This is a genomic window from Staphylococcus sp. Ze2 (assembly GCF_048568365.1).
Taxonomy (GTDB): domain Bacteria; phylum Bacillota; class Bacilli; order Staphylococcales; family Staphylococcaceae; genus Staphylococcus; species Staphylococcus xylosus.
The window spans coordinates 2,596,445-2,622,819 of sequence record NZ_CP183486.1 but is presented as its reverse complement, the minus strand read 5'-3'; the positions used below and the strand labels follow the sequence as shown (position 1 = coordinate 2,622,819).

29 protein-coding genes and 1 pseudogene are annotated in these 26,375 nt (G+C 31.6%); 22 read left to right on the top strand and 8 right to left on the bottom strand.

What is annotated here, in order from left to right; genetic code table 11:
* The first annotated feature begins 53 nt into the window (after positions 1 to 53).
* The 3 genes from tadA to ACM591_RS12430 all read left to right on the top strand — a co-directional run bounded on the left by tadA (position 54) and on the right by ACM591_RS12430 (position 2,103).
* The gene (gene tadA / locus ACM591_RS12440; RefSeq protein WP_278197865.1) at positions 54 to 545 is read left to right on the top strand and encodes a tRNA adenosine(34) deaminase TadA; all 492 of its coding nucleotides are present in this window, start codon (positions 54 to 56) and stop codon (positions 543 to 545) included.
* Between the two features lie 100 nt (positions 546 to 645).
* Positions 646 to 1,518, top strand: coding sequence for a Cof-type HAD-IIB family hydrolase (locus ACM591_RS12435; RefSeq protein ID WP_029377860.1), 873 nt, complete (start codon positions 646 to 648; stop codon positions 1,516 to 1,518).
* Between the two features lie 18 nt (positions 1,519 to 1,536).
* Positions 1,537 to 2,103, top strand: coding sequence for an NADPH-dependent FMN reductase (locus ACM591_RS12430; protein ID WP_029377859.1), 567 nt, complete (start codon positions 1,537 to 1,539; stop codon positions 2,101 to 2,103).
* Between the two features lie 158 nt (positions 2,104 to 2,261).
* Here the strand turns inward: ACM591_RS12430 and ACM591_RS12425 are convergent, their stop codons facing one another.
* From ACM591_RS12425 to ACM591_RS12405, 5 genes are all read right to left on the bottom strand, one after another.
* The gene (locus tag ACM591_RS12425; RefSeq protein ID WP_029377858.1) at positions 2,262 to 2,600 is read right to left on the bottom strand and encodes a transcriptional regulator, SarA/Rot family; all 339 of its coding nucleotides are present in this window, start codon (positions 2,598 to 2,600) and stop codon (positions 2,262 to 2,264) included.
* A gap of 107 nt (positions 2,601 to 2,707) precedes the next feature.
* Positions 2,708 to 3,454, bottom strand: coding sequence for a hypothetical protein (locus tag ACM591_RS12420; protein WP_081224853.1), 747 nt, complete (start codon positions 3,452 to 3,454; stop codon positions 2,708 to 2,710).
* Positions 3,455 to 3,755: 301 nt separating this feature from the next.
* Entirely contained in the window at positions 3,756 to 4,634 is an 879-nt protein-coding gene (folE2, locus tag ACM591_RS12415) for a GTP cyclohydrolase FolE2 (RefSeq protein WP_029377856.1), read from the bottom strand.
* Positions 4,635 to 4,648: 14 nt separating this feature from the next.
* The gene (gene bshB2, locus ACM591_RS12410) at positions 4,649 to 5,314 is read right to left on the bottom strand and encodes a bacillithiol biosynthesis deacetylase BshB2 (protein WP_326026176.1); all 666 of its coding nucleotides are present in this window, start codon (positions 5,312 to 5,314) and stop codon (positions 4,649 to 4,651) included.
* A 12-nt stretch (positions 5,315 to 5,326) separates the two neighbouring features.
* On the bottom strand, positions 5,327 to 5,686 hold the full coding sequence (locus ACM591_RS12405) for a YojF family protein (protein ID WP_411848001.1): 360 nt from the start codon (positions 5,684 to 5,686) through the stop codon (positions 5,327 to 5,329).
* A gap of 365 nt (positions 5,687 to 6,051) precedes the next feature.
* Here ACM591_RS12405 and nagB point away from each other — a divergent pair, with 365 nt between their 5' ends.
* The 11 genes and pseudogenes from nagB to ACM591_RS12350 all read left to right on the top strand — a co-directional run.
* Complete coding sequence (gene nagB / locus ACM591_RS12400; RefSeq protein WP_225489286.1) at positions 6,052 to 6,780, top strand: glucosamine-6-phosphate deaminase; 729 nt, start codon at positions 6,052 to 6,054, stop codon at positions 6,778 to 6,780.
* Positions 6,781 to 6,893: 113 nt separating this feature from the next.
* Positions 6,894 to 7,526: a 3-hexulose-6-phosphate synthase gene (gene hxlA, locus ACM591_RS12395; protein ID WP_029377852.1), complete on the top strand. Its 633-nt coding sequence runs from the start codon at positions 6,894 to 6,896 to the stop codon at positions 7,524 to 7,526.
* A gap of 1 nt (position 7,527) precedes the next feature.
* Positions 7,528 to 8,076, top strand: coding sequence for a 6-phospho-3-hexuloisomerase (gene hxlB, locus ACM591_RS12390; RefSeq protein ID WP_029377851.1), 549 nt, complete (start codon positions 7,528 to 7,530; stop codon positions 8,074 to 8,076).
* 427 nt (positions 8,077 to 8,503) lie between these two features.
* Positions 8,504 to 10,084 carry a DcuS/MalK family sensor histidine kinase gene (gene dcuS / locus ACM591_RS12385; RefSeq protein ID WP_326026174.1) on the top strand — a complete coding sequence of 527 codons (1,581 nt, stop codon included), beginning with the start codon at positions 8,504 to 8,506 and terminating at the stop codon, positions 10,082 to 10,084.
* A 14-nt stretch (positions 10,085 to 10,098) separates the two neighbouring features.
* Positions 10,099 to 10,818 carry a response regulator gene (locus ACM591_RS12380; protein WP_038678053.1) on the top strand — a complete coding sequence of 240 codons (720 nt, stop codon included), beginning with the start codon at positions 10,099 to 10,101 and terminating at the stop codon, positions 10,816 to 10,818.
* Between the two features lie 154 nt (positions 10,819 to 10,972).
* Positions 10,973 to 11,341 carry a YbaN family protein gene (locus ACM591_RS12375; protein WP_037557088.1) on the top strand — a complete coding sequence of 123 codons (369 nt, stop codon included), beginning with the start codon at positions 10,973 to 10,975 and terminating at the stop codon, positions 11,339 to 11,341.
* A 107-nt stretch (positions 11,342 to 11,448) separates the two neighbouring features.
* On the top strand, positions 11,449 to 11,613 hold the full coding sequence (locus ACM591_RS12370; protein WP_167330430.1) for a hypothetical protein: 165 nt from the start codon (positions 11,449 to 11,451) through the stop codon (positions 11,611 to 11,613).
* A gap of 637 nt (positions 11,614 to 12,250) precedes the next feature.
* Positions 12,251 to 12,847 carry an NDxxF motif lipoprotein gene (locus ACM591_RS12365; protein ID WP_038678055.1) on the top strand — a complete coding sequence of 199 codons (597 nt, stop codon included), beginning with the start codon at positions 12,251 to 12,253 and terminating at the stop codon, positions 12,845 to 12,847.
* Positions 12,848 to 13,433: 586 nt separating this feature from the next.
* Positions 13,434 to 14,660: a hypothetical protein gene (locus ACM591_RS12360; RefSeq protein ID WP_058625487.1), complete on the top strand. Its 1,227-nt coding sequence runs from the start codon at positions 13,434 to 13,436 to the stop codon at positions 14,658 to 14,660.
* A gap of 90 nt (positions 14,661 to 14,750) precedes the next feature.
* Positions 14,751 to 15,044, top strand: a complete 294-nt coding sequence (locus ACM591_RS12355; RefSeq protein WP_058625488.1) for an antibiotic biosynthesis monooxygenase family protein — start codon at positions 14,751 to 14,753, stop codon at positions 15,042 to 15,044.
* Positions 15,040 to 15,174, top strand: a pseudogene (locus ACM591_RS12350) (Lrp/AsnC ligand binding domain-containing protein); the annotation flags it as partial. The gene ACM591_RS12355 and the pseudogene ACM591_RS12350, both read left to right, overlap by 5 nt.
* Before the next feature lie 46 nt (positions 15,175 to 15,220).
* Here the strand turns inward: ACM591_RS12350 and ACM591_RS12345 are convergent.
* Positions 15,221 to 16,129, bottom strand: coding sequence for a PhzF family phenazine biosynthesis isomerase (locus ACM591_RS12345; protein ID WP_225489285.1), 909 nt, complete (start codon positions 16,127 to 16,129; stop codon positions 15,221 to 15,223).
* Positions 16,130 to 16,422: 293 nt separating this feature from the next.
* Here ACM591_RS12345 and ACM591_RS12340 point away from each other — a divergent pair, with 293 nt between their 5' ends.
* The 8 genes from ACM591_RS12340 (at position 16,423) to ACM591_RS12305 (ending at position 24,774) form a co-directional block, all read left to right on the top strand.
* Positions 16,423 to 17,766, top strand: coding sequence for a 2-hydroxycarboxylate transporter family protein (locus tag ACM591_RS12340; protein ID WP_326008738.1), 1,344 nt, complete (start codon positions 16,423 to 16,425; stop codon positions 17,764 to 17,766).
* Positions 17,767 to 17,834: 68 nt separating this feature from the next.
* The gene (locus ACM591_RS12335; protein ID WP_326008739.1) at positions 17,835 to 19,010 is read left to right on the top strand and encodes an NADP-dependent malic enzyme; all 1,176 of its coding nucleotides are present in this window, start codon (positions 17,835 to 17,837) and stop codon (positions 19,008 to 19,010) included.
* 309 nt (positions 19,011 to 19,319) lie between these two features.
* Complete coding sequence (locus tag ACM591_RS12330) at positions 19,320 to 20,687, top strand: AMP-binding protein (protein WP_037557084.1); 1,368 nt, start codon at positions 19,320 to 19,322, stop codon at positions 20,685 to 20,687.
* Positions 20,687 to 21,829 carry a thiolase family protein gene (locus tag ACM591_RS12325; protein WP_029377837.1) on the top strand — a complete coding sequence of 381 codons (1,143 nt, stop codon included), beginning with the start codon at positions 20,687 to 20,689 and terminating at the stop codon, positions 21,827 to 21,829. The genes ACM591_RS12330 and ACM591_RS12325 overlap by 1 nt, the downstream gene beginning before the upstream one ends.
* On the top strand, positions 21,801 to 22,163 hold the full coding sequence (locus ACM591_RS12320) for a hypothetical protein (RefSeq protein ID WP_029377836.1): 363 nt from the start codon (positions 21,801 to 21,803) through the stop codon (positions 22,161 to 22,163). Before ACM591_RS12325 ends, ACM591_RS12320 begins: the two co-directional genes overlap by 29 nt.
* A 1-nt stretch (position 22,164) precedes the next feature.
* Positions 22,165 to 22,428, top strand: a complete 264-nt coding sequence (locus tag ACM591_RS12315; protein ID WP_029377835.1) for a hypothetical protein — start codon at positions 22,165 to 22,167, stop codon at positions 22,426 to 22,428.
* Positions 22,429 to 22,619: 191 nt separating this feature from the next.
* A complete protein-coding gene (locus ACM591_RS12310; protein ID WP_029377834.1) occupies positions 22,620 to 24,032 on the top strand; it encodes an MFS transporter in 1,413 nt (470 codons plus the stop codon).
* Positions 24,033 to 24,327: 295 nt separating this feature from the next.
* Positions 24,328 to 24,774, top strand: a complete 447-nt coding sequence (locus ACM591_RS12305) for an ASCH domain-containing protein (protein WP_029377833.1) — start codon at positions 24,328 to 24,330, stop codon at positions 24,772 to 24,774.
* Positions 24,775 to 25,030: 256 nt separating this feature from the next.
* Here ACM591_RS12305 and vraX read toward each other — a convergent pair whose 3' ends face one another.
* A complete protein-coding gene (gene vraX / locus ACM591_RS12300; RefSeq protein WP_017723548.1) occupies positions 25,031 to 25,201 on the bottom strand; it encodes a C1q-binding complement inhibitor VraX in 171 nt (56 codons plus the stop codon).
* Between the two features lie 275 nt (positions 25,202 to 25,476).
* Positions 25,477 to 26,307, bottom strand: coding sequence for a bifunctional hydroxymethylpyrimidine kinase/phosphomethylpyrimidine kinase (gene thiD / locus ACM591_RS12295; protein ID WP_029377832.1), 831 nt, complete (start codon positions 26,305 to 26,307; stop codon positions 25,477 to 25,479).
* Between the last annotated feature and the right edge of the window lie 68 nt (positions 26,308 to 26,375).

Genomic DNA, 26,375 nt, shown 5'->3' with positions numbered 1-26,375 from the left:
CAATGTTAAAATAGACATTAAATATTGTACCATATGTGAGGTGTGTGAGACACATGACAAATCACCAATTTTATATGAAAATGGCGATTGAAGAAGCAAAAAAAGCTAGCGATATAGGTGAAGTACCTATTGGTGCTGTGATTGTTAAAAATGATGAAATTATAGCAAGAGCCCACAATTTAAGAGAATCAAAAAAAGATCCAACCGCACATGCAGAATATCTTGCTATTCAAAAAGCATCAAAGTTCTTAAATAACTGGCGATTGGAAGAGTGCCAACTCTATGTGACCTTAGAACCTTGTGTTATGTGTGCTGGCGCAATTGTAATGAGCCGTATTCCGCATGTGATATATGGTGCGAAAGATTCGAAAGGTGGATGTGCGGGGAGTCTGATGGACCTCTTACAAGAACCTAGATTTAATCACCGTGCACAAGTAGAAATAGGTGTAATGGAAGAAGCATGTAGTCAATTATTGACTGAATTTTTTAGGAATATTAGAAAAAAGAAAAAAATCATACAAACAGCCGATAATACAAATAACTAAACTTTTGGTAGAATAAGAATATGTTACAAAATTATGGCAAATGAGAATGAGATGTAATTAAATTTGTGTAATCGATCTAAGAAGGGAACGAGGTAAACGAATGATAAACTTAATTGCTACAGATATGGATGGTACGTTACTTAATGCCGCACATGAAATATCCGAGGAAAATATTAAAGCCATTAAATACGCGCAGTCACAAGGTATCACTGTTGTTATAGCAACAGGCCGTGCTTTTTATGAGGCGAATGCGCCTGTGAATCAAACAGATTTAAAAATGCCGTATATTTGCTTGAATGGTGCAGAAGTGAGAGATGAAACATTTAACATCATGAGCACTTCTAATTTGAACCGCGAATTAATCAATAGAATTACCTATGAACTCAAGAAAGAAGATATCTATTACCAAGTGTATACAAACTTAGGTATCTATACAGAAAATCCCCAACGTGACTTAGAAATTTATATAGATATTGCTGAACGTGCAGGACAGAGTGCGGATGTAGATAAGATTAAAGCCGGTATTCAAAAGCGTATTGATAACGGCACTTTAAAAGTGGTAGACAATTATGACAAAATTGAAGATACGCCAGGTGAAATTGTAATGAAAATTTTGGCGTTTGATAGTGATTTGTCAAAAATTGACCGCGTCAGTGAAAAGTTAGCTCAATCAGAAAGTCTTGCAATATCATCATCATCTAGGGGTAATATTGAAATTACTCATTCAGATGCGCAAAAAGGTATAGCTTTAGAAACAATTGCTGAACGACTGAATATTGACATGAAAAATGTTATGGCAATCGGTGATAACATGAATGACATTTCAATGCTTGAACGTGTCGGTTATTCTGTAGCCATGGATAATGCTGCGCCAGAAGTAAAAGTAGTAGCAGCATACGAAACAGATTCTAATGAAGAAAGTGGCGTCGGTAAGGCGATTATGAAACTACTTAAAGAAAATAACGAAAAATAGTATGAGGTGAAGTAATAAATGAAAGGTTTAATTATAGTAGGTAGCGCGAAATTAGGTTCGCATACTACAGCATTATCAAAATATTTAAAAGGCCATTTTGAAGAGCATGACTTTGAAGTTGATATCTTCGATTTAGCAGAACACCCAATCCATCAACTTGATGTATCTGGTGCTTCACAACCAAGTGAAGATTATAAAAATAATTTAAATGTGTTAAAAGAAAAAGCGAGAGCAGCAGACTTCTTTGTGTTAGGTAGTCCGAATTACCACGGTTCATATTCTGGTATTTTAAAAAATGCATTAGATCATTTAACGATGGATGATTTTAAAATGAAACCAGTTGGCTTGATTGGTAATAGTGGTGGTATTGTAAGTTCTGAACCATTATCACATTTACGACTAATCGTTAGAACGTTATTAGGTATTGCAGTACCAACACAAATCGCTACTCATGATACAGATTATAAAAAACTTGAAGACGGCACATTATACTTAGATAATGAAGAGTTCCAATTACGTGCACGTTTATTTGTAGATCAAATAATCTCATTCGTTAAAAATAGTCCTTACGAACATTTAAAATAGGGTGAGAGCGCCATTTCATTTATGAACTAAAATGGGGAATATTAATTAGCTTAAAAAAATAGTTATATAAGGGCAAAGCCCCTATATAATGCAATATAAATAATGGGTTGGAACATATATATGTTCCAGCCCATTATTTATACTATAAACTTGGTTGATTAGCTTTTTCTATTTAATATTGTACCGACGATTAAATGATATTGCTTAATAATAGATTCTATTTTTGGAAAATCTATATCATGTAAGAAGATGCGTCTTTCATCGTGTACATCTCTTGATTTTTTAAATAATCCTAAGTCACTTAAATGATTAATTTGCACCGATATAGGTGTATTTTCAATATTCAGGTGTTTTTTTAGTTCTACAGCATCAATTTTTTCTTTGTTGAGATAATTCAATTTTTCTAAAATGACAATTTCTAAAAATGACAGGTCTAAATTTTTCTTTAGTGCTCTTTTAATCGTATTTCTATTTTCTTCATAATAAATTGTATCCATAATTTGCCTCTCAATTCCTTTTAAACTTTTTTATAAAGATTGGTCTTATTGATTCACTTTCTAGTGCGCACCCATATTGACTATCCCTTTAGTAAGTTTTATATATTTCAAGATTGATAGGGAACATAGCCCTTAACCTTTTCAAATTGTTGTAAATAATTTTGAAACGTACGAAAGTGATATGCTTTCCATACGTTATCTAATGTATCTCCATTCAGTAATGAACAATTAGAAAAATGAATTTTTGCAGCAACTATATATTGTGATAATGTACTACCCACAATCAATGTAAAAGTACGAGATAAAAAACTAGAATTAACAAAAAATACTTCGGCAATTTTCTGACAATTCAACTTATCTTTTATGTGGTTATGGATATAAATTGTTACACTTTTAATAAGCTCATATTTATAATTATTTGATTTATAGCCAAGTTGATTGTTATACATGCTAAGTATACGTATCGTTGTTAAAAGTGATAAGAAAGTTTGTTTAGGCACAGGGCATTGTTCCGTCAAAGCTGAAAAAATATTTGTGAATTGTGATTTTAAAATACGGTGTTCTCCATCTTCAAGAAGTGGGTCTATTTCTTTAGATATCGTTTGTTCAGTATCATTTATGTAATGATAATTGTTTATTGATAAACAATGTAAGTCAGCATCGATAGATATAAGCTCTATATATTCATAGTCATGGATATAAAAAATATCACCGGAAATATATTGTTCAAATATGTCATTTTTTAATAATGTGACATTGCCTTTGGAGAGCCAATAAATATTTAAAAAGTGTGGTGTACTTAGATTATAATCGGTGTTTTTTATAAGTTTATGCAGTTTAATTTTATAGTCCATCTTTACGCTTACCCCACACTTATCTAATAAAAATTGATTTAAAGTTACTATCATAATCATTTTAATATGGAAATCGTATATAGAACATTAGCTAAAATTAAATGTTAGTATTTATTGTTTTAAAAACAGAGAAGTTGAGTTAAAGTAAAGGTTAAAATTTTAATCTAACATACCAAAATTTTAATAAAGTACAGTCTACAATACAGGTACATAAAATTTAAGTTTTATATGTAAAATAAAAAAGTGTACAAAATGTCTTTGTTAATCAGACATTTTGTACACTTTTTTTAATTGCTATATGTTATTTTCTGTATTTTAATTTTGCAAAGGCGTCATGTTGATGTATAGACTCTTCATTACGACATTCTATATCGAATCCATCAAGCCATTCAAAACCGACTAAGTCTGCAGCGATTAAACGGATTAAATCTTCTACAAATCTTGGGTTTTCATAAGCACGTTCTGTAACGCTTTTTTCATCTGGACGTTTAAGGATAGGGTATAATATAGAGCTTGCGTTCGCTTCCATAGCATCAAGAATTTTTCCTTTGTAATCGTCTACTAACTCAACATCTTTATTGATGTAAGCTTTGACAGTCACAATACCACGTTGGTTATGGGCTGAGTATTCGCTGATTTCTTTAGAACAAGGACAGAGAGTGGTTACTGCAGCTTGAATTGTGATTTCCTTACGTGTTATTTCTTTTTTATCTATTGCTAGACCATAAGTAACATCTGCATGCCCCACAGCTTTAATTTGAGTTACTGGGCTGTGTCGATCAAAAAACCACTTTGCTGACACGTCTAGGCCAGCAGCATTTTGGTTCATGCTTTCTTGTAAACTACGTAGCAGTTGATAAAGAGAGTCAAAATCTAATTCGATACCATTATGATAATGTTTTTCCACACTTTCTAAAATACGGCTCATATTGATACCTTTTTCATCTTGATTAAGGCTTGTTGAGAAACTGAAATTTCCAGCAGTTTGGAAACGATCAACAAGTACAGGATATACAAGGTTTTTAATGCCTACTTCTTCTATTTCGAATAAAAAGTCTTTATGCGTGCTTTGCAAGTCTTTCATATTTTCTTTTACAGTTGGTTTAGTGCCTTCAATAGGGTCGACGGATCCGAAATGTTTCCAACGACCTTCTCGAGTAGATAAGTCAAATTCTGTCATGCTATTGCCTCCACTTAAGATTCAAAGTTATAAGTCCAATAAGGTTCTACTTCTAAGAAACTGTGCACTTCTCCAGGGACATCAGGTGTTGCTAATTGTTCTAAAAATGGTCCTGTTTGTGATGCATGTGCTTCAAATGCGCGAAGTTTTACCTCTTTATAATCACTGATCTCATTTAGAATGTCAGGTTCACCTAATTTTTCAGGTGCGTCATTACTAAATGCTACAAGTTGTAAACGTGGTCTTTCAGATTCTGCCATACGACCAACAGTTCTTACGACTGCTTCAGCAGTAGCTTCATGGTCTGGGTGTACAGCGAACTGAGGATAGAACGAAATAATTACAGATGGTTGTAATTCATCAATTAATGATTTAACCATAGCATCCATTTCATCATGGGGTTCAAATTCAACCGTTTTATCTCTTAATCCCATTTTACGTAAATCAGTTATGCCTATTGCTTCCATGGCATTTTCTAATTCTTTTTCTCTAATGTCCGGTAATGTTTCACGTGTTGCAAAAGGTGGGTTACCTAAATTACGACCCATTTGCCCAAGTGTTAAACATGCATAAGTGACCGGAACGTCATTGTCTATATAACGTGCGAGTGTGCCTGCAGACGAGAATGATTCATCATCTGGATGTGGAAAAATTACTAATACTTGGCTTTCCTCTGACATAATATGCCCTCCTTAAGCTTTAAATGGTTGAGTACTTATTTCTAACGCAGCAGCTAATTGACCTTCATAGTTAAAACCTGCTAATAGAAACTCGCCATTTTCATTTACTTCGTAATGTGTTAACCCTTGAACATAAACCCAAGCGTTATCTTTTAATTTGAGTCCAACGCGGAAAGGGTCTTTGTTACCACCTTTAAGTTGCGCATGTTCATAAGTCACTTGAATATTTCTTAAAAAGGTTCCTGCATTAAATATACGTTGGTCAAAGTGTGCGGCGTAAGCACCATTTGTTGTTTCAACGTGTAAGTATACAGGTTTATGCTCATATGAAGAAAGTAAAGATTGTACTTTTTCATGATTGATTTCTTCCAAAATTTTGCCTCCTTGCTTTCAAAACCCAACATTACAAAATTCATTTGATTTAAATTTAGTACAAATAATGTACTCTAAAATATATCTATAGTCTAGTTTAAACCGCCTTTTGCACATTTGCTACCTGAAAAGTGAATTTTATATACCAGAATTGTACTGTAATTTTGATTATCTATCTATTCTACTAAAAACAACAATAGAAATGTATAACTCTGCTCATTTTAATGTAAATAATTTCTATTCTGTAAAAAATGTGGGTTCTAAAATTCAAATTCTGTTAAAACTACTATAAAAACGTATAATGTAAGTTATAACCATTTGTAGTATAAAGTAGTTTGATCATCTTAACAGGAGGGCATTTGTTTATGAAAATAACAAATCTTGGGACGAGAAGTTATGCTTCTTTTTATGTAGCTTGTGAGTTATACAAACAGATGAGTCAACAATGTCATAGTAAATTAGGTTTAGCTACAGGCGGTACCATGGTTGAAGTCTATAAATTTTTAGTCGAGTTATTAAATAAAAACAAGTTAGACGTATCTCAAATAGAAACATTTAATTTAGACGAATATGTAGGACTTGATGCTGCACACGTACAAAGTTATCACACATATATGAATGACGTATTATTCAAACGTTATCCCCACTTTAATCCATCATTAGTTCATATTCCAAATGGAAATGCGGAGAATTTAGATGAAGAAACAAAGCGTTATGAATATTTAATAAACCAACAAGGTCCGGTAGACATTCAAATATTAGGTATCGGAGAAAATGGACACATTGGTTTTAACGAGCCTGGTACAGATGTGAATAGTGCCACACATGTTGTAAATTTAACAGAAAGTACGATTAATGCGAATAGTCGCTATTTTGAAGATGGAGATGAAGTGCCAAGTCAGGCAATTTCTATGGGACTTTCTACAATTTTAAAAGCGCAGAGAATCATTTTACTAGCATTTGGAGAGAAGAAAAGAGAGGCTATTGAGAAATTAGCTGAAAATGAAGTGAATAGTGATGTGCCAGCTACAATATTACATGCACATCCTAATGTAGAAATTTATGTTGATGATGAGGCAGCACCTAGATTATAGTGATTGAGTTTTAATTATATGGAAACGGGTAAATATTTTAAGCGTAAGATTTTTAAAGCGTAAGCTAAGCCCAATGAGGCTTTGATAATCTAATTCAAGAAGGGATGATCATTTTGGAATTACAACTAGCAATTGATTTATTAAACAAAGAGGAAGCGGCAGAGCTTGCAAATAAAGTTAAAGACTATGTAGATATTGTAGAAATTGGTACACCGATTGTGATAAATGAAGGGTTACCAGCGGTACAACATTTAAATGATAATATTGAAGGCGTTAAAGTTTTAGCTGACCTTAAAATTATGGACGCAGCAGATTATGAAGTGAGCCAAGCAGTGAAGTTTGGTGCAGACGTAGTAACTATTTTAGGTGTTGCTGAAGATGCTTCTATCAAGGCTGCAGTAGAAGAAGCACATAAACATGGTAAAGAATTATTAGTCGATATGATAGCAGTACAAGATTTACAAAAACGTGCGAAAGAATTAGATGAATTAGGTGCGGATTATATTGCAGTTCACACTGGTTATGATTTACAGGCTGAAGGCGAATCACCATTAGAAAGTTTACGCCAAGTGAAATCAGTAATTAAAAGTTCTAAAGTTGCGGTAATCGGTGGTATTAAACCCGATACAATTAAAGAAGTGGTAGCAGAAGACCCAGATTTAGTTGTAGTTGGTGGCGGTATCGCTAATGCAGATGATCCAGTAGAAGCTGCAAAACAATGTAAAGATGCGATTGAAGGCAGATAATATGACTGAAATTACAAACTATCGTCTAATCTTAGACGAACTAGACCATACCCTTTCACATGTGAAAGATAATGAAGCTGAAGTTTTTTTAGCACAGGTCGTTAAAGCGAAACAAGTTTTTGTTGCTGGAAAGGGTCGTTCTGGCTTTGTGGCAAATAGTTTTGCTATGCGTTTAAACCAACTAGGTAAATATGCATATGTTGTAGGAGAGTCAACGACGCCTTCCATTACTTCAGAAGATTTATTTGTAATTATTTCTGGATCAGGAAAAACTGAGCATTTGAAACTTTTAGCTGATAAAGCTAAAAGCGTTGGCGCTGAAGTAGTTTTAATGACGACAAGTCCAAATTCACCCATCGGTCAATTAACTAATGCAATCATTGAGTTACCAGCGGGGACTAAATACGATGCAGAAGGTTCGGCTCAACCCTTAGGCAGTTTATTCGAACAAGCATCACAAATATTTTTAGACAGCATCGTTTTAGATCTAATGCCAGAGCTGAATATAGATGAAGAAACTATGCAACAAAACCACGCAAATTTAGAATAACAAAGATGTTCAAGCGGTTAGGCACATAAATCACTAACATCTTTTAACTGTCGACAAGGTCTCCGACTTTGTTGACAGTTTTTTTTGCGTAATTTCGTGAGCGAACTTTAGACTATATACCACAGCTATTGATATTCTCGTGAACATATACTGCCTTATTAATTTATATCTTGTTTATATGCAGATGTAAGATATAGCTTAAATTGGAGGTTTTTTATATTTATTATGTTGTTAAAATTTATATTATAAATATATAATGGGTTTATTAGTGTTTGCCAACTATTAAAGTAAGGGCTTTCAAAAAATAAGCTTATAATTTAATATGAATTAAATAGATAAAAATAAATGAATTTAGCTAACTAGGAATAATAATATAAAGCTAGGATATATTGATGTTTTAGCATCTAATGAGATGAAGGTGAGATGTTTGAAGAAACGACAATGGAAATTAAGTACAATAATTATTATTTTTGTGTGTATTGTTGTGCTAATTTCTTTAGTTATTACTAGTATTTTGATAGGTAATACAGTTAAAAACTCTATTCATAAAACTGCTGAAGAGAAGGCTGAAGCTGTGTCTAGAACAACAGCGCAATCGAATATAGTCAAAAGAGGTTTGAAAGATAAAAGTAAGGAGCAACAAATACAGCGTTATACTTCAGAAATTAAATCAGCTACAGATGTCAGCTTTATTGTTGTCATGGATATGAATAGTATAAGAAAATCGCATCCCAATTCTGATTTGATAGGTAAAAAGTTTCAAGGCGGAGATGAATCCCCAGCTTTAAAAGGTAAAGAAATCATAACTGAGTCTAAAGGAACTTTAGGCAAATCATTAAGATCATTCACCCCAATTTATGACAATGGTAAACAGATTGGTTTAGTCGCAGTTGGCATCCCAATTGAAACTGTAAATGAAGCATTTGCATCAGGAATGAGAGATATTTTTATTGGTCTGATTATAGGTATGTTTTTCGGTATAATTGGTGCTTATTTATTGGCAAGATATATTAAAAAAATACTACATGGTTTAGAACCTGCAATTATTGCGAAACGGTTAGAAGAAAGAAATACGATGTTGCAGTCAGTGCATGAAGGTATCGTTGCAGTAGATAAAGAAGGTAAAATTAATTTAATAAATAAATCAGCTACACAAATATTTAAAAGAGCAGGTTTAGCAGCAAATCCGATAGGTCTAAAAATAAATGAATATTTGGATTCAACTCAATTGCATAACGTAGTAGAGATTGGCCGACCTGAAGTTGATGAAGAACAAAATATTAACGGTGTAAAAATAATGGTGAATAGAGTACCATTATATGTTAATAATCAAATCGTTGGAGCAATTTCAACTTTTAGAGATAAGACAGAGATGAATAGATTATCTGAGCAGTTAGTAGGAGTAAAAACATATGCTGAGACATTACGAGCGCAATCTCATGAATTTAGTAATAGGTTACATGTTATTATGGGCATGTTACAAATGGAAAATTATGAGGAAGTAAAACAATATATTCGAGAAATTGTGAGTTTTAGTGTTCAAGAAAATGTTAATATAGCTACACAAATTAAAGATGCAGCATTGGCAGGATTTCTAATTGGGAAACTGAGTTTGGCTAGAGAGAAAAATATTGAATTAACGATTCATATAAATGAAATAGTGCCGGAACCGCATGATAATCAATTAACACATGAAATAATTACTGTGATTGGTAATTTAATTGATAATAGTATAGATGCTTTAGCAAATCAGAATAGCAAAATAATCAAAGTTAAATTAAATTATACTCAACAAAAGTTAAAAATTGATATTACAGATTCCGGGGAAGGCCTATCATCGCATATGCAACAAAAAATATTTGAAAAGGGTTATTCTACAAAAGGCGACAATAGGGGATATGGACTGTATTTAATAAATGAAAGTGTTAAGAAGTTAAACGGCTCAATTAACATCGATAACGATTCGGATGGATATACTAAATTTATAGTTGAAATACCATACGATTGAAAGAAGGGGTAAAGATGATTGATGTATTAATTGTTGAAGATGATCCGATGGTCGCTCAATTAAACAAGCAATTTTTAGAGAAAATAGAAGGATTTAATATAAATGATATCGCACATAACATTAAAGATGCTACAGTAATACTTCAATGTAAGAAGGTTGATCTAGTGTTATTAGATGTCTATTTACCAGATGAAAGTGGACTAACGTTGCTAAATTATATACGTCAGCATCAGTTGAAAACAGATGCAATCCTAATTACTGCAGCTTCAGATATAGAAAAGGTGCAAGCTGCACTACACTATGGAGTGGTTGATTACTTAATTAAGCCTTTTGAATTTGAAAGATTTGAACAAGCGTTGGTTAAATATAAGAATAAATTTCAAATATTTAATCAATGTAAAGTAGTAGATCAAACCGCGTTAGATGAAGCGCTGCTTAATAAGAGCAATGCTAATAATGAAACTAAAGCGACACTCCCTAAAGGTTTAACGCAAAGTACATTGCATGCGATAATTAATAATGTGAATCAATCAGAAAAGAATGAGTTTTCTACTGCAGAAATTGCAGAAGTGGCTCATATATCTAGAGTTTCTGTGCGTAAATATTTAAAGTTTCTAGTAGAAATAGATATCCTCGAAGAATCACTCACTTATGGTATAGGGAGACCAGTTTATTTATATAAGTTTAAAAAGAAAAACATCAATTTTCTACAACGATATATATCAATTAATTAGAAATTAAGTAACACTGTCTCAAGTATATCTTTGTAGTGTCTATAACCTAAGATTTAATATCTACTGCTCAACTTGGACTATGATTAAAGTCTAAAGTTCAAAAAGACATATAATTAGTTTATAATTGGAATTAATTAACTTTAGGAGTGTTCTTTTGAAATACTTTTTAATTACTATGGGTGTATTATTTACAGTTATTGGTTTTGTAGGTGTTGTATTACCGCTATTACCTACGACTCCATTTTTGTTAGTTGCTGTTATTTGTTTTTCGAAGAGTTCGGAAAGATTTGAAACCTGGTTAGTGAATACTAAAGTTTATATAACTTATGTAGAAAGTTTTAAAAACAACAAAGGCTATACTTTGAAAAATAAATTTAAGTTATTGATTAGTGTTTATATTGTCGTAGGATTTTCGATTTTTATGATAGACCATTCATTAATAAGAGTAGGTTTGGTAATAATGGTGACAATCCAGACTATTGTGCTGTTTACAGTTGTTAAAACATTACCTAAGAATTTTTAAATTCAATAAGCATATTACATATGATAGTTTAAGAATAAAGGTATAGGACTGATATGCCTAAAAACGAGTTTTTTTGAGCGTTATCCTTTATAAAAGGAGGGCTGAAAATGAAATTTATCAGTATTATTTTGGGTATTTTAGTGATACTGTCATGGTTGTTTGTACTTAAAGAGTACAAGCAAGGAAATGAGAAAACAGAAAAAGGTAAGACAGTCATCCTAATTGCTTGTGCTTTGACTTTTGTAATGACATTAATGAATTTCTTTGACTAGTTAGAGACTTGGACATAATGCTAATTGGTTTTAAAAGTTTAGAGTTAAAATTTATAAATTCTAGTAATTATATTACATAATATAATTAGAAAAGCTCTCCGAAATCTGTACGTTAGGTTTCGGGGAGCTTTTTAGCAAGAAATTTAGTTTATTCTTTTAAATATAGTTGAGGCAATAGTACTAAAAATTGTAATACAAAGTAATACACATAAAAGTATGAAACTACTGCCAGCGACATTAAAACCCATTTCAAAAGTAGTACTACTCTTATGCATATAAAAATTTATAATAATAGTAATTATCACGCCAATAAAGGAAAGTATGCTTATAATATCCATCATTAATTTAGCATAAGGGTACTTGATATTTTTAGTAATCATATCTTCACTGCTTTCTTCGAATTTGATTTATGGAAAATACTAGTTGTTTATATTTAAAGTAAAGTGACAAATAAGAGATAGAAAAAACTCTTCATTTATCATTATAGGATTAGCAATTCATTTTTTCTTGAATTTTAAATTTTAAACCTAATTATAAAATAAATAATATTTTGTGATAAACACTATATACATAATAACATAGTTTATTAATATGTTATAATCGCAACAAATATATTTTAGGAAAAGAGGGTTTGATAATGAAAGCTATAAAATACTCGTCACTAATTGTGTTAACATTACTATTAACAGCTTGCAATAATGCTAAGTCAGAATATGAAACCCCTGATAAAGAAGCACAAGCGACAGGGGTATCAACTGAAATATTTTCAAGTCAAAAAGTAGACGAAACTATTAGTGAAGAAGAAATGGATTCAAACATTAAGAAATATTTGGATACGTTTAACACGTTGGAGGAAAATACTTCAAAAATTAGTGAGAGAGATGGGTTAAGTGAGAAGGATCAAGCAAATTTAAATAGATTAACAAAAATGGCTCACAAGAATGATGAAAACTTTAAGCATTTTATAGAATCAAATCAAATACCTGAACAATATGAAAAAGGAAGTTTTGAAGTTAGTGATTATGTAACTTCTGTGAATGAATTAATGAGTAAAATCAATGATAAAGTAAATGAAACGAAAAATGAGTCACATTCAGATAAGTCTAAATTAAAAGCGATAGGAGAAATTGAAGATCTGAATGCTAAATATAAAGATAGAGTTGATGGAAAAAAACAAGAAAAAGTAGAACAATTTCTAAAAAAGCATGATATTAAAACAAAGGCGTTCGATTAAAATAAAAGAGAAATATTTTGGTTAGTAAAGTTAATCCCCTCACTACTGTAATGCATGTAGTGAGGGGATTAACTGTTTAAATAAGTCTATTTAGTTACCGAACTTATTTTCTTTTAAACTATTATAAGTCTGTTGTTTATTCTTGTTTTTTAATTTAATGAATGTTGGATATAGCAAAATTAATAAAACGACTAAAATTTTGGGGGACAAATTGATACACCTCTTTACTAGGTCTAATGAAAAATTTACGTGTAACTGTTGATATATTAAAAAAATAAATTTCCTAATTGGCATTTATAAAAATAAATACTAAATAAGCTTAACATAATGTTTGTTTACATTAAATATTACTTAAAGGTAATAATTTTTAAGTTTTTATAGAAATTGATAAATTTAAAAGCACAAATTATATTGATTAGGTTAATGGTTATTAAGTAATTCTTTTTATTAGAGTAAATGATTTTATTTGAAAATAAACATTTATAATATAATTAATCGTAAAATTTATTGATAAAAATCAAAAAAACTATTTATTATTGTATTGATAAAAGATAAACTTATTATGAAAATAAATTGGAGGTTTATTATGGGGAAGATAAAAGAATTTTTAAACAGATTTAAATGGATTTTGATTGGAGCATTAATTTTGGTAATTATTATCGCTGTTATCGCAACATTGATAGTGAAAAACCATAAAGTAAATGTTGAGGATGATGTGAAAGTTGAATTTAGTGGTTACAATAAATCAGGATCAGCAGAAATCACAGATGACTCCTATGAAAAAGTAATGAACAAGCTTTATGTACGTGCATTAAAACAATCCAACTTCAAAAATAAAGAAGTAATTAAGATGATTGAAGATAATAACACAGAAGAAATTGAAGAAGAAAATTTAAATTATGAAGAACAACAACAAGTTAGACAAGCATCAAAAATAATGGAAAATGTAGATTTTGATATACATAACGATACTGATTTGAAAAACGGGGACAAAGTCAAAGTTAAATTAGAAATCAAAAAAGGTATCTCAAAAGATTATAAATTGAAAGCCAAAGAATTCACAAAAGAATTTAAAGTGAAAGGGCTAGAAGAACCTAAAAATTTAACAGCCAAAGATTTATTTAAAGGTTTAAAACCAAAATTTACTGGTGTGAATGGCGCAGGTTCATTTAATTTAGTAAGTAAAGATGCACCTAAAACATTAAAAGATTTGTCACTTTCTAATTATGAGTTCACAGTACCTGATAATGGAAATTTAAAAAATGGTGAAGAACTTAATCTGAAAATCCCTCAGGATTTAGTAGATGATATAAATAACAGTGGTTCCAACACTTTTAGTGGTAGTAAATCTTATAAAGTGAAAGTTAAAGATTTAAAAGATATTAATAATCTTGATAACATCACGGAGGTTCTAGAAAAAAATAATAAGTTAATTAATAAAGCGTATGAAAGCAGCAAATACACAAAATATAATACTGAAAATATAGGTAATTATTACAAAGTTCAAAATGGAAATTCTGAAGGCAGTATATATTCAGATGAAGACGAAGATAAACAAAGTGAAAAAGTAACACCTGTTTCAGATATTGAACCTACAAATCTAACGCTTATTACAACAACAAAAATTACTGAAACAGGTGAATTTACTGACTCAGAAGTTAAATATAGCTATGAAGGATATGAAAATTATAAGCTAGAAGACAATAGACTAGTTAAAGACGATACTACTGAAGAACTCTCAATGACAAGCTCAAAAGAAAAATTAGATGAATTGACTAAAAAACTCGACTCAGATAATTATAAAAAAATGTAGTAGTATTTATACGTAATATTTAGAACGTTAAGAATAATGTTATATCTATTTAAAAGTTTTAATAAAAAAAAGCAACTGAGGGGATAATTCATGATATTAGAAGCTGCTATGTTACAAGTTAAGAAAAACATGGAATTTGATTTTGAAAAATCATTTGAGGAAGCATCAGGAATTATTAGCTCTATGGATGGTTATATAAGCTATTCATTGAATAAATGTTTTGAGGAAAGTAACAAATATTTATTGTTAGTAAAATGGGAAAAGCTAGAAGATCATACAAAAGGTTTTCGTAATTCTTCAGAATATAAAGAATGGAAAAATTTATTACACCATTTTTATGACCCATTTCCAATAGTTGAACACTTTGAAGAAATTGAACTATAGGATATCTGGGGAAAGTTGTTTTATTTTTAAAGTAAGATTTAAAAATATGATAGATGTAGAACGTTTTGTCGATAGTATACAAAAGTATGGTCATACTAAAACACATTTTATATTTTCAAAGACAATTTAAAATAAAGCATGTGGCATAAATATATGATCCACATGCTTTTATTAGTTTAAATGTCATCTAAAGCAATGTGAAAGGTTTTGACGTAAACCGCATTTCCAGAAATTTTTATATCATATCCATCAGTATGACTTATAGCTTCAACGTTCACTTTACCATCCTTTTCTATTTCTTGACCTTGTTCGATGAGCAGTGTTAAAGGGTTTGTTATCCTTTGCCTTTGTTCTATATATTTAATATAATATGCGCCCATTACACCGGAAGCGGTACCTGTGACTGGGTCTTCTTTAGTACCTGAAAAGGGCGAGGAAAAATGTCTTGCATGCATATCGGTGTTGAAATGATACGTTTCCATGCAGAATGGATGAATTGAAACGTGGGGCATTTCTTTCAATATTGAAGGAAATAGTTCATTATTTGGATTTAATTTTTCACAAACTTCAAGGTTTTTAATCGGGATAAGAAGTGTCCAAACACCCGTGCTTCCATAAACAATAGGCAAATTATCGTCAAAATCGCTTGTTTCTATACCTAAAGCATTAGCTAAATCAGTCATTGAACCAGAGAATGTTTTAAACTGTGGTGAGGATTGTTGCATAGTAATATAAACATCACCATTTGCATTACCAATTTTTATTGGTAACACACCAGCATTCGTTTCGATTGTAAAGTCTGTTTTGTTTTGTAATAAACCCTTAGCCTTTAATGCGTAAAGTGTTGCAATAGTTGCATGACCGCAAAGGTTCATTTCATGACCTGGCGTAAAAAATCGTATTCTTAAATCAGCTTTATTAGATTTAAGTGGAAAAGCAGTTTCATTGAATCCAACTTTTAAGGCAATTGCTTGCATTTCTTCAACTTTCAAGTCGTCACCACATAATACTATGCCTGCCGGGTTACCCTTATTTGCTTCAGTACTAAAAGCGTCATAGTGATAAACTTGTACTGATTTTGTCATTGAATCACTCCTAATATAAGTAACAACCTCACTCTGTAATGTTGTTGATTAAATCATTTCTTGCTACATCTAATTTATCAAAGTTTATAACTTGGATAATAAATGATTATTAAAATAACTCTACTTGTAATCATTTATAAACCAAAATATTATTCTGTTTACCCGTTATTATTTAATAATGTTAAATATTTTTGGTTTTTTTAATTACAAAAAGATTTAAAAATTTACATAATCTATCATTCCTACTTGTTTAGCAATATTATGAGAATATTCATTATTTAAGGGGGATGTCAATGATATCGAAAAGTGAAATGAAAGCGCTTACTATAGATGGGGTAGAAAAAGATGACCGAATATGGTCGAAATTAACGCATATGAACGTAGGGGTTATACCTTTACCTTTATATATAACATTAGCAGTAATCATATTTCTTGCTTCAGTTTACAATGCGTTACCTGCTGATATGATCGGTGGTTTTGCAATTATTATGATTTTAGGGGTATTGTTTGGTGATTTAGGAATGAAAATTCCAATTTTAAAAGATATAGGTGGTCCTGCAATTTTAGCTTTATTAATACCATCTACTTTAGTCTTTTTAGGTGTGTTTAATACATCTTCAATGAACGCCGTCACAACATTAATGAAAACATCAAACTTCTTATATTTTTATATTTCATGTCTCGTTGTCGGTAGTATTTTAGGAATGAAGAGTAAAGTTTTAATACAGGGATTTACTCGTATGTTTATTCCGTTAATTGTAGGTACATTAACAGCGGTCATTGTTGGATTACTTGTAGGTATGTTGTTTGGTTATGAAATTAAGCATACATTATTTTATATTATTGTACCTATTATAGGGGGAGGAATTGGAGAAGGTATTTTACCTTTATCAATAGCATATTCATCAATTTTAGGGGAATCTGCTGAATCCTTTGTTGCACAAATGATACCAGCAGCCGTTATCGGTAATATTATTGCAGTAGTGACAGCTGGATTAATGATGAGACTAGGTGAAAAGAAAAAGTCATTATCTGGTAATGGGACATTGGTAAAGACATCTGATGATAAAGAGATGGTAGCTGATACAAACGACGATAATAAGAAAGTAGATTTTTCACTTATGGGAGCGGGATTATTAATAGCCTGTACATTCTTTATTTTTGGTGATCTTGCACACAAATTTATTGGTATTCCAGGACCCGTTATTATGATTTTGTTGGCTACATTGATTAAATGTTTACAATTAATGCCTAATAAAATGGAACAAGGTGCACACCAACTATACAAATTTATATCAACAAGTTTGACTTGGCCGCTTATGGTTGGTCTAGGCATGTTGTATATACCTTTGGAGGAAGTAGTTAAGATTGTTTCACCTGCATATATTGTGATTTGTGCATCAGTTGTTATAACGATGATTAGTTCAGGATTTTTTGTCGGCAAATTGATGAAAATGTATCCAGTTGACGCTGCAATTGTTACAGGATGTCATAGTGGCTTGGGTGGTACAGGTGACGTTGCAATTTTATCAGCATCAAAACGCATGTCATTAATGCCCTTTGCACAAGTAGCAACAAGATTAGGTGGCGTATCAACAGTAATAGCTGCCACATTCTTAATGAAATTATTGAGCTAGTGAGCATACAGTCAAAGCTATTTATAAATAAAAGACGAAATAACAATTAATTAAGGGAGTAGAAATACATGACTATAAAAAACTATAAAGTTGAATCTATAGAACTTCATAAAAAACATGCAGGGAAATTAGAAATTAATAGTAAAGTAGATGTGAATACACAAGAAGATTTAAGTACGGTATACACGCCAGGTGTTTCCGAAGTTTGTAATGTGATTGCTGAAGATGAAGAAAAGGTAAATACATTGACGTCTAGAGGTAATATGATTGGCATTGTTTCAGATGGAACAGCGGTTTTAGGATTAGGTGATATTGGACCTAAAGCTGCGATACCAGTCATGGAAGGTAAGAGTATATTATTCAAAAAATTTGCGGACTTAGATGCATTTCCGATTTGTTTGGATACTAAAGATACTGAAGAAATTATTCATATTATAAAAGCACTGCAACCTAATTTTGCAGGAATAAATCTAGAAGATATTGCAGCACCTCGTTGTTTTGAAATTGAAAAAAGATTAAAAGAAGAATTAGATATCCCTGTTTTTCATGACGATCAACATGGAACAGCTATTGTTGTACTTGCTGCATTAATTAATGCATTAAAAGTTGTAGAGAAAGAAAATTATGAAGTACAAATAGTGATTAATGGTGCAGGATCAGCAGGTATTGCAATTGCGCAATTATTATTAAGTGCTGGATATAAAGATATCGTGTTATTAAGTATTGAAGGGGTAGTTTGTCAAGGTGAGACATGGATGAATGATGCACAAAAAGCCATTGCTGAAGTGACTAATTTAACGCAAAAACGCGGTGATTTAGATGATGTGATTCAAGAGGCAGATGTGTTCATAGGCGTTTCAGCACCTAATGTTTTAAATGAAAGTCACGTTAAATCAATGAGTGATCAGCCAATTATCTTTGCATTAGCCAATCCTACACCTGAAATCTTTCCAGAGGAAGCCATTGCTGCAGGTGCGGCTGTTGTAGGAACTGGACGTTCAGATTATCCAAATCAAATTAATAATTTATTAGCGTTCCCAGGTATCTTTAGAGGCATTTTAAATGCGCGTAAGCAGAATATTACGACTGAAATGAAAGTAGCTGCTGCACAGGGTATTGCGAATGTTATTCCTGAAAGTGAATTAAGTAAAGACTATGTAATACCACATGCATTAAATTCAGAAGTGGTAACAACGGTAGCCAATGCAGTTGAAAAATCAGCTTTGGAAGCAGTCCATAAATAAATTGATTTTAAAACTATCAAAACTTCCAATATTAAAAATTCTATTTCTTACAAATGTTGTTTAAAGTATTCTAAATCATATAATAAATGAAGTCGGTATGAGTCGAGGATAGTATTTCTGTCCTGAAATCATATCGACTTTTTTATTTAAAATGGAAATATTATTATCGTAGAAATCGTAGAAATCGTAATAATAAAAAATACAAGTAGTTGAAAAAGAAAAAAAGTGTATAGCTATACTGAATAATAGGAAATCTCTACAATAAATGTTAACATAATTAATATTATAGTTAACAATAAGGTGATGAAAATGCAATTATTAAAAAATATTGAATGGTATGCGCAATATCAACCGTATGATGGTGCACTTCAATTTGATGCAGAAATTATAAGTTATAAAATGTTGCAAGAACGTATAGTAGAGGTTGTAGAACAATTGCATGATATTCCTGAAAATCAATGTGTTGCGCTTACGATGAACAACCCGATGTCTACAGTATTGTATTATTTGGCTTTAATCAAAAAAGGTTGCATACCTTGTGTTATGGATTTTCGATGGACTCATGAGCAAGTAAATAAACTAATAGAAAAATACGATATTGCATATCTTATAAATAATGATTTAACAGTCATATTATTTGAACAAGTAGAACAAAATACTACAGAAATAGAAAATATATTACATATTGGTTTTACTTCTGGAACGACAGGTCTGCCTAAAGCATATTATAGAAATGAGTTGTCATGGTTATATTCATATGAAGAAACTGAAAAATTAATGGAAACTGAAATTGATACAATGATTGCGCCAGGACCACTATCACACTCGTTATCTTTATTTGTGTGCGTCTTTGCTTTGTATAGTGGTCGGAAATTTATTGGGCAGCAACAATTTAATGCACAAGTATTAATGGATATATTGAAGACAGACAAAGCAATAAAGCATTGCGTTTTGTTTGTAGTCCCTACAATGTTAGATACTTGTGTTGCTTGGAATAGTACTATGCAACAAATTAGATATATTTTTACCACTGGAGATAAATTGCAACATAGTTTAAGGGAGAGTGTAGCAATACATTTTCCTAATGCTATATTAATAGAGTTCTTTGGAACTTCGGAGGCAAGTTTTATTAGTTATAACTATAATAATGATGCGCCTAGTCATTCTGTAGGCAAACTGTTCCCTAATGTTACAATCAATCTCGACCAAATTGATGAACATGGTATTGGTAAATTAAAAGTTAAGAGTAACATGCTCTTTAGTGGATATATTGGGGATCCACTTCCAAATGGTTACTGGATAGAAATTGGTGATTTTGCATCATTAGATTCAGAAGGCTATTTATATTTACATGGACGCCAACATGATCGAATGATTATTGGAGGTCGAAATGTTTATCCAAGTGAAATAGAATATTTTGCTCAAAATTTTAAAGAATTCAATGAAGTATTAGTCATTAGTGAGCCTCATTCAAAATTTGGCGAAATCGCTGTATTGCTTTATACAGGTGAGTGCCAAGTGAAGTATCGTGAGTTTAAATATTTTTTAACTCACTATTTGGCTCGTTATCAGATGCCATCAAAGTTAGTAAAAGTAAGTGAAATGCATTATACACAAAGTGGTAAAATTGCACGCAAATATATGAAAAGTCTTTATTTAAAGGGTGAATTAAAATAATGAATGAAGCGGTTATAGTCGCAGCGAAACGAACACCATTTGGTAAATATGGTGGAAAATTAAAGCATTTAGAACCAGAAGCATTATTAAAACCGTTATTTGAGCATTTTAATGCACAATATGTAGACATAATGACAGAAATTGATGATGTGATTTTAGGTAATGTAATAGGAAACGGTGGCAATATTGCTAGGAAAGCTTTGTTAGAAGCTGGATTGAACCAAAATATTACTGGACTAACATTAGATAGGCAATGTGGTTCTGGGTTAGAAGCAGTGATACACGCATGTCGAATGGTTCAAGCAGGCGCGGGATCTATATATATAGCTGGTGGCGTTGAAAGTACAAGTAGAGCGCCATGGAAGATTAAAAGGCCACAATCCGTATATGACACACAGTTACCTGAATTTTTTGAACGTGCTTCTTTTGCACCAGATAACCAAGATCCATCGATGATACAAGCTGCAGAGAATGTAGCGCAAAGATATAATATATCAAGAAATGATCAGGATGCATTTGCATTAGAAAGTCATAGAAAGACGATTATGGCTTATAAACAAAAGCAACTTAATCAGGAAATTGTTTCGTTAGAAGTGAAGGGGGAAATTTTTAACAGAGACGAAAGTATTAAAGAAAGAATGGATGAACGCACATTAAATCGCTTGAAACCATTGTTAACTGAAGGCACAGTCACTGCAGGAAATTGTTGTATGAAGAACGATGGCGCAGTATTATTATTAGTTATGAATAAAGCAATGGCTGAAGCTTATGGTATACAACAGGGTTTAACTTTTAAAGATGGTATTACAGTGGGAGTTGATCCTACGTTACTTGGAATTGGACCAGTTCCTGCAGTAAACACATTACTTAAGAGAAATAAACATACAATAGATGAATTAGACGCTATAGAATTAAACGAAGCATTTGCATCTCAAGTATTAGCAAGTCAAAGAGAGTTAGGTATATCACTAAATAAGTTGAATATATATGGTGGGGCAATTGCTTCAGGGCATCCATATGGTGCAAGTGGTGCGGCATTAGTTACACGCTTGTTTTATATGAAGGATTACTATAGAACTATTGCAACTATGGGGATTGGAGGTGGCATGGGAAATGCGGCATTATTTGAACGATGGTCATGAAGTTAGAGAAGTTATATTTAGTGATAAGGAAGTGGATGTTTACAACCAACTATTTGGTGATCAGTTAACTAACTCAGTCCCGCCACTTATGTGCGCAAAGCTATGGCCAGAGTTCACTTTGTTTCAAGAATTTACAGAAAATGAAATTTTACTAAAAGAAACCGAGGTTACTCAAATACGACCTCTCAGTGTAAATGAATATTATTTAGCACATATGTATATTGTTGGGTGTAAGAAAGTACGTCAATATATGAAGTATATAGTCAAATTAGAAATTAATAAAAATAAATATAAATGTATATCTATTACACAAACTTTTTTGGAGTGTATTTAAAATGTTTGAGTTAAATTTAAAGCAAGTAAGTGAATATTTAACATTGATTAATGATTATAATCCAGTACATAAGCAAATTGTTCCTGGTCAAATGGTAGTTCAAATAGCGCTTACAAAAGCAAAAGTGAATTGGTCAGCTTACAAAGTAAAGTATGTTGAATCTATTGAAATATCAGAAGTTATTAAAGTTAAAATTGAAAAATCTAATAAATTAATTATTTTAAATGAAAATGACAAAATAAAAATAAATATAACAAAAAAATGAGTTTCCATATTTACTTAATGGAAACTCATTTTTTATTTTGTTATAAGTTTTATATGCACAAAAAATAAAAGGGTAATATGCATTTTTTGCATAAAAATGAGCGATTTAGTGATGGAAAGGTTGAGGTCAGTTTGACAATATTCATTAACTACGTATAATTGTATAACATGTTAAAGGGAGTGGACATATTCATGGATTATGAAAAGGATTTTGATAAAAGTAGTATAAATAAGGTTGATCCCAAAACTGCTAAAAAAACTGTGTTTGCCACAGGTATCGGAAACGCAATGGAATGGTTTGACTTTGGTTTGTATTCTTATTTAGCAGTGATACTCGGACAAAACTTCTTCAGTTCGGTAGAAAATGATCAACTCAAAACAATATTTACGTTTGCAACATTTGCAATCGCGTTCTTACTTAGACCAGTCGGTGGTATTATCTTCGGTATGATTGGAGATAAATACGGTAGAAAAGTAGTATTAACAACAACCATCATTATGATGGCATTCTCTACATTACTCATTGGTATTTTGCCTACATATGACCAAATTGGCGTTTGGGCCCCTATACTGCTCTTGTTAGGTAGAGTGTTACAAGGATTTTCAACAGGTGGAGAATATGCAGGTGCAATGGTATATATAGCAGAATCTTCGCCAGATAGAAAACGAAATACACTTGGTTCTGGACTAGAAATTGGTACATTATCAGGTTATATTGCTGCATCAGTATTAAGTGGATTATTATTCTTCTTCTTAAATGATGATCAAATGGCTTCGTGGGGTTGGAGAATTCCATTTATCTTAGGCTTATTCTTAGGTATCTTTGGTTTTTATTTAAGAAGAAAACTAGAAGAATCTCCAGTATACGAAAATGAACTTGCAGATAAACCGAAAAGAGATAATATTGGTTTCTTAACTATTATTAGATATTATTATAAAGATATTATTGTATGTTTTGTTGCAGTTGCGTTCTTTAACTGTACAAATTATATGGTAACTTCATATATGCCGTCATATTTACAACAAATTATTAAATTAGATAGTACAACAGTATCTGTTTTAATTACAGTTGTTATGGCAGTAATGATTCCATTAGCATTAATGTTTGGTCGACTTGCCGATAGAATTGGTGAGAAAAATGTATTTTTAATTGGATTGGTTGGTACTGCAGTGTTTAGTATTGCTGCTTTTTCACTTTTCCAAACAACGTCAATTATTTTCATTATCGTTGGTATCTTTATCTTAGGTTTCTTCTTATCGACATATGAAGGGACTATGCCAGGTTCATTACCAACTATGTTCTATACACATATTAGATATAGAACTTTAGCTGTAACGTTTAATGTATCAGTATCTTTATTTGGTGGTACGACGCCATTAATTGCGTCTTCACTTGTAGCGAAAACAGGTGACCCTTTATCTCCGGCTTATTATTTAACAGCCGTGAGTATTGTAGGTATTATCATTATTTCGTTATTACATGTAAGTACAGCAGGCAAATCACTTAAAGGTTCATATCCTAATGTCGAAAGTAACGAAGAATATGAGTACTATAAAGATAATCCTGATAAAGCATTATGGTGGACGAAAGATAAACACGTATAATTAAAAGTTTCAAATATAATTAAAAAGGGACAAAAATCAATTTTTATAAAATGATTTTTGTCCTTTTCTATGAGCAATGATGAGGAATGAAATAGTTTTTGATGAAAGAAACACTCGAATTAATGCTCATGTGCAAGCATCACATTTCAATAAACAGATTGAAAAGATTAATACTACTTATGTTCATTCTAGTCATCAATTGTCTATTATGATTAAACAGTTCCAGACATTCAATGTCCAGGACTGTTTTTTTATGTTATCTTAAGGAGAATTGAGAAAATTTAGGAGGATGAATATGGCTGTTACAGTTGAACAGTATTGGAGAAAGTTTATTGAAGCATTTCCAGAATATAAAGGAATTAAATTTGAAGCATGGTCTTTTGGTGTTGATGAAGATGAATTAGCTAAATTAGTAAAACAAGGTGACAAAACTGCTACGACAAGTGGTTATGAAGCCTATAAAGTGGAAGATGAACCACTACCTCAAGTAGGAGAAGTTAGTGTTATCTTAAATGAAAAGGGACATCCCCAATGTGTAATTCAAACAACACGAGTTTATCAAACTCCTTTTAATGAAGTAACAGAGCATCATGCCTACTTAGAAGGCGAAGGGGACAAGTCGTTAGCATATTGGCGTAAAGCACATATTGATTTCTTTAAGCCCTATTATGAGTCATTAGGATTGACGTTTAACGAATCTATTATCGTTGTTTGTGAAGAATTTAAATTGCTATATGTATAAAAATAGTGGTACATCAGTTAGAACTGCTTCGAGGTTGCTCTCCAAGCAAACAAAGGGGACAATCTTTGTCTAACTATGTACCACTTAGGGTGAGTGTTTATAGGGTTGTGTGTTCAAAGTGTGTATAAGGGGACAACTTATACATGCTTTGCTTTTTTAACTTCATATTTCTTAAAGGGGAGTTAATTGTATAGCTTAAATTCTGAATTCTTCATATTGCATTTTCTGCATAGTCTTCGATGTATAGAAAATGTGCTTAATAACTTAACTTCATGTTATCAACATCATTTTCAAGTAGAGAGAGTAACTTATATAATTCATTCATGTTGAAATTTTCATCGAATTTAACAGAAATTGTTTTGAAAGTCTTGGTGATAATTTCATATATTGGGTTACCATTTTCAAAAGCTTGTTTGTAGATAATCATGTTGTGATGCCCTCCTTTATCTCTCTACACTTATTATATTAATAGAAAAACAAAGTAAATACATGAGTCTACAGTATCAACTTTTTGTCAGACTATTGTCGTATATTATTTGAATATTTAAATAATAGCGCGTATTTGTCTCGGCTTTATAGGTTGTTTGAAATTTGTATTATATAATTGTTCATTATTCATTTTTCAAAACCTTCCATAATATACAAAGAAAACACACCTCATTATTAGTATTCTTTTAAGGTGTGTTTCTGTCTCTTATTTAATTAAACTTCTGTAACTTCTACATCTATGTGTTCAACGCGATTAAATGCACCGTGATCAACTGGACCAACGAAGTCATTCATTTTCCAACCATTTTTTATTGCTGAAGCAACAAATGCTTTTGCAGCGATAACAGCATCTTTAGGTGATTTGCCATTTGCTAAGTATGCAGTAGTAGCGGCAGCAAATGTACAACCAGCACCATGATTATAACTTTGTTGGAACATATCTGTTGTTAATTGATAAAACTGTTTGCCATCAAAGTAAAGGTCGTATGATTTATCTTGGTCTAATGCTTTACCACCTTTAATAATAACGTGTTTTGCACCTTGTTGGTGAATGATTTTTGCAGCTTTTTTCATATCATCTATTGATTTTAAAGTACCTAAATTGGCAAGCTGACCAGCTTCAAATAAGTTTGGTGTTACGACAGTAGCTTTTGGTAATAAATGTTCTACCATTGCATCCGTGTTACCAGGGTTTAGTACTTCGTTTTCGCCTTTACATACCATTACTGGATCTACAACAAAGTAGTCCGCGCCAGATTCAACAAATGCTTCACCGGCACGTTTGATAATTTCTTGTGTACCTAACATACCTGTTTTTACTGCATCAGGACCGATTGAAATTGCTGTTTCTAATTGTTTTTCAAATACATCAAATGGAATTGGTGACACATCATGTGACCATGTTTTTTCATCCATTGTTACGATTGAAGTTAGGGCTACAATGCCGTATGTGTTTAATTCTTGAAAGGTTTTTAAATCAGCTTGCATGCCCGCTCCAGCGCTAGTATCTGAACCGGCAATCGTTAATGTTTTTTTTAATGCCATTTAATTTCACTCCTAAATATCTTTTGCACTTATCATACCATGTTTAACGTGTATTCTAAATAATGAGG

Coding starts and splice junctions, on each gene's coding strand:
- thiD (WP_029377832.1), bottom strand. CDS start 26,307: ATGGCATTAAAAAAAACATTAACGATTGCCGGTTCAGATACTAGCGCT.
- ACM591_RS12340 (WP_326008738.1), top strand. CDS start 16,423: ATGATATCGAAAAGTGAAATGAAAGCGCTTACTATAGATGGGGTAGAA.
- ACM591_RS12320 (WP_029377836.1), top strand. CDS start 21,801: ATGCGGCATTATTTGAACGATGGTCATGAAGTTAGAGAAGTTATATTT.
- folE2 (WP_029377856.1), bottom strand. CDS start 4,634: ATGACAGAATTTGACTTATCTACTCGAGAAGGTCGTTGGAAACATTTC.
- ACM591_RS12365 (WP_038678055.1), top strand. CDS start 12,251: ATGAAAGCTATAAAATACTCGTCACTAATTGTGTTAACATTACTATTA.
- ACM591_RS12345 (WP_225489285.1), bottom strand. CDS start 16,129: ATGACAAAATCAGTACAAGTTTATCACTATGACGCTTTTAGTACTGAA.
- hxlB (WP_029377851.1), top strand. CDS start 7,528: ATGACTGAAATTACAAACTATCGTCTAATCTTAGACGAACTAGACCAT.
- nagB (WP_225489286.1), top strand. CDS start 6,052: ATGAAAATAACAAATCTTGGGACGAGAAGTTATGCTTCTTTTTATGTA.
- ACM591_RS12310 (WP_029377834.1), top strand. CDS start 22,620: ATGGATTATGAAAAGGATTTTGATAAAAGTAGTATAAATAAGGTTGAT.
- ACM591_RS12360 (WP_058625487.1), top strand. CDS start 13,434: ATGGGGAAGATAAAAGAATTTTTAAACAGATTTAAATGGATTTTGATT.
- ACM591_RS12425 (WP_029377858.1), bottom strand. CDS start 2,600: ATGGATACAATTTATTATGAAGAAAATAGAAATACGATTAAAAGAGCA.
- ACM591_RS12305 (WP_029377833.1), top strand. CDS start 24,328: ATGGCTGTTACAGTTGAACAGTATTGGAGAAAGTTTATTGAAGCATTT.
- ACM591_RS12435 (WP_029377860.1), top strand. CDS start 646: ATGATAAACTTAATTGCTACAGATATGGATGGTACGTTACTTAATGCC.
- ACM591_RS12315 (WP_029377835.1), top strand. CDS start 22,165: ATGTTTGAGTTAAATTTAAAGCAAGTAAGTGAATATTTAACATTGATT.
- ACM591_RS12420 (WP_081224853.1), bottom strand. CDS start 3,454: ATGGACTATAAAATTAAACTGCATAAACTTATAAAAAACACCGATTAT.
- ACM591_RS12355 (WP_058625488.1), top strand. CDS start 14,751: ATGATATTAGAAGCTGCTATGTTACAAGTTAAGAAAAACATGGAATTT.
- ACM591_RS12330 (WP_037557084.1), top strand. CDS start 19,320: ATGCAATTATTAAAAAATATTGAATGGTATGCGCAATATCAACCGTAT.
- ACM591_RS12430 (WP_029377859.1), top strand. CDS start 1,537: ATGAAAGGTTTAATTATAGTAGGTAGCGCGAAATTAGGTTCGCATACT.
- tadA (WP_278197865.1), top strand. CDS start 54: ATGACAAATCACCAATTTTATATGAAAATGGCGATTGAAGAAGCAAAA.
- ACM591_RS12325 (WP_029377837.1), top strand. CDS start 20,687: ATGAATGAAGCGGTTATAGTCGCAGCGAAACGAACACCATTTGGTAAA.
- ACM591_RS12370 (WP_167330430.1), top strand. CDS start 11,449: ATGAAATTTATCAGTATTATTTTGGGTATTTTAGTGATACTGTCATGG.
- ACM591_RS12380 (WP_038678053.1), top strand. CDS start 10,099: ATGATTGATGTATTAATTGTTGAAGATGATCCGATGGTCGCTCAATTA.
- bshB2 (WP_326026176.1), bottom strand. CDS start 5,314: ATGTCAGAGGAAAGCCAAGTATTAGTAATTTTTCCACATCCAGATGAT.
- vraX (WP_017723548.1), bottom strand. CDS start 25,201: ATGATTATCTACAAACAAGCTTTTGAAAATGGTAACCCAATATATGAA.
- ACM591_RS12335 (WP_326008739.1), top strand. CDS start 17,835: ATGACTATAAAAAACTATAAAGTTGAATCTATAGAACTTCATAAAAAA.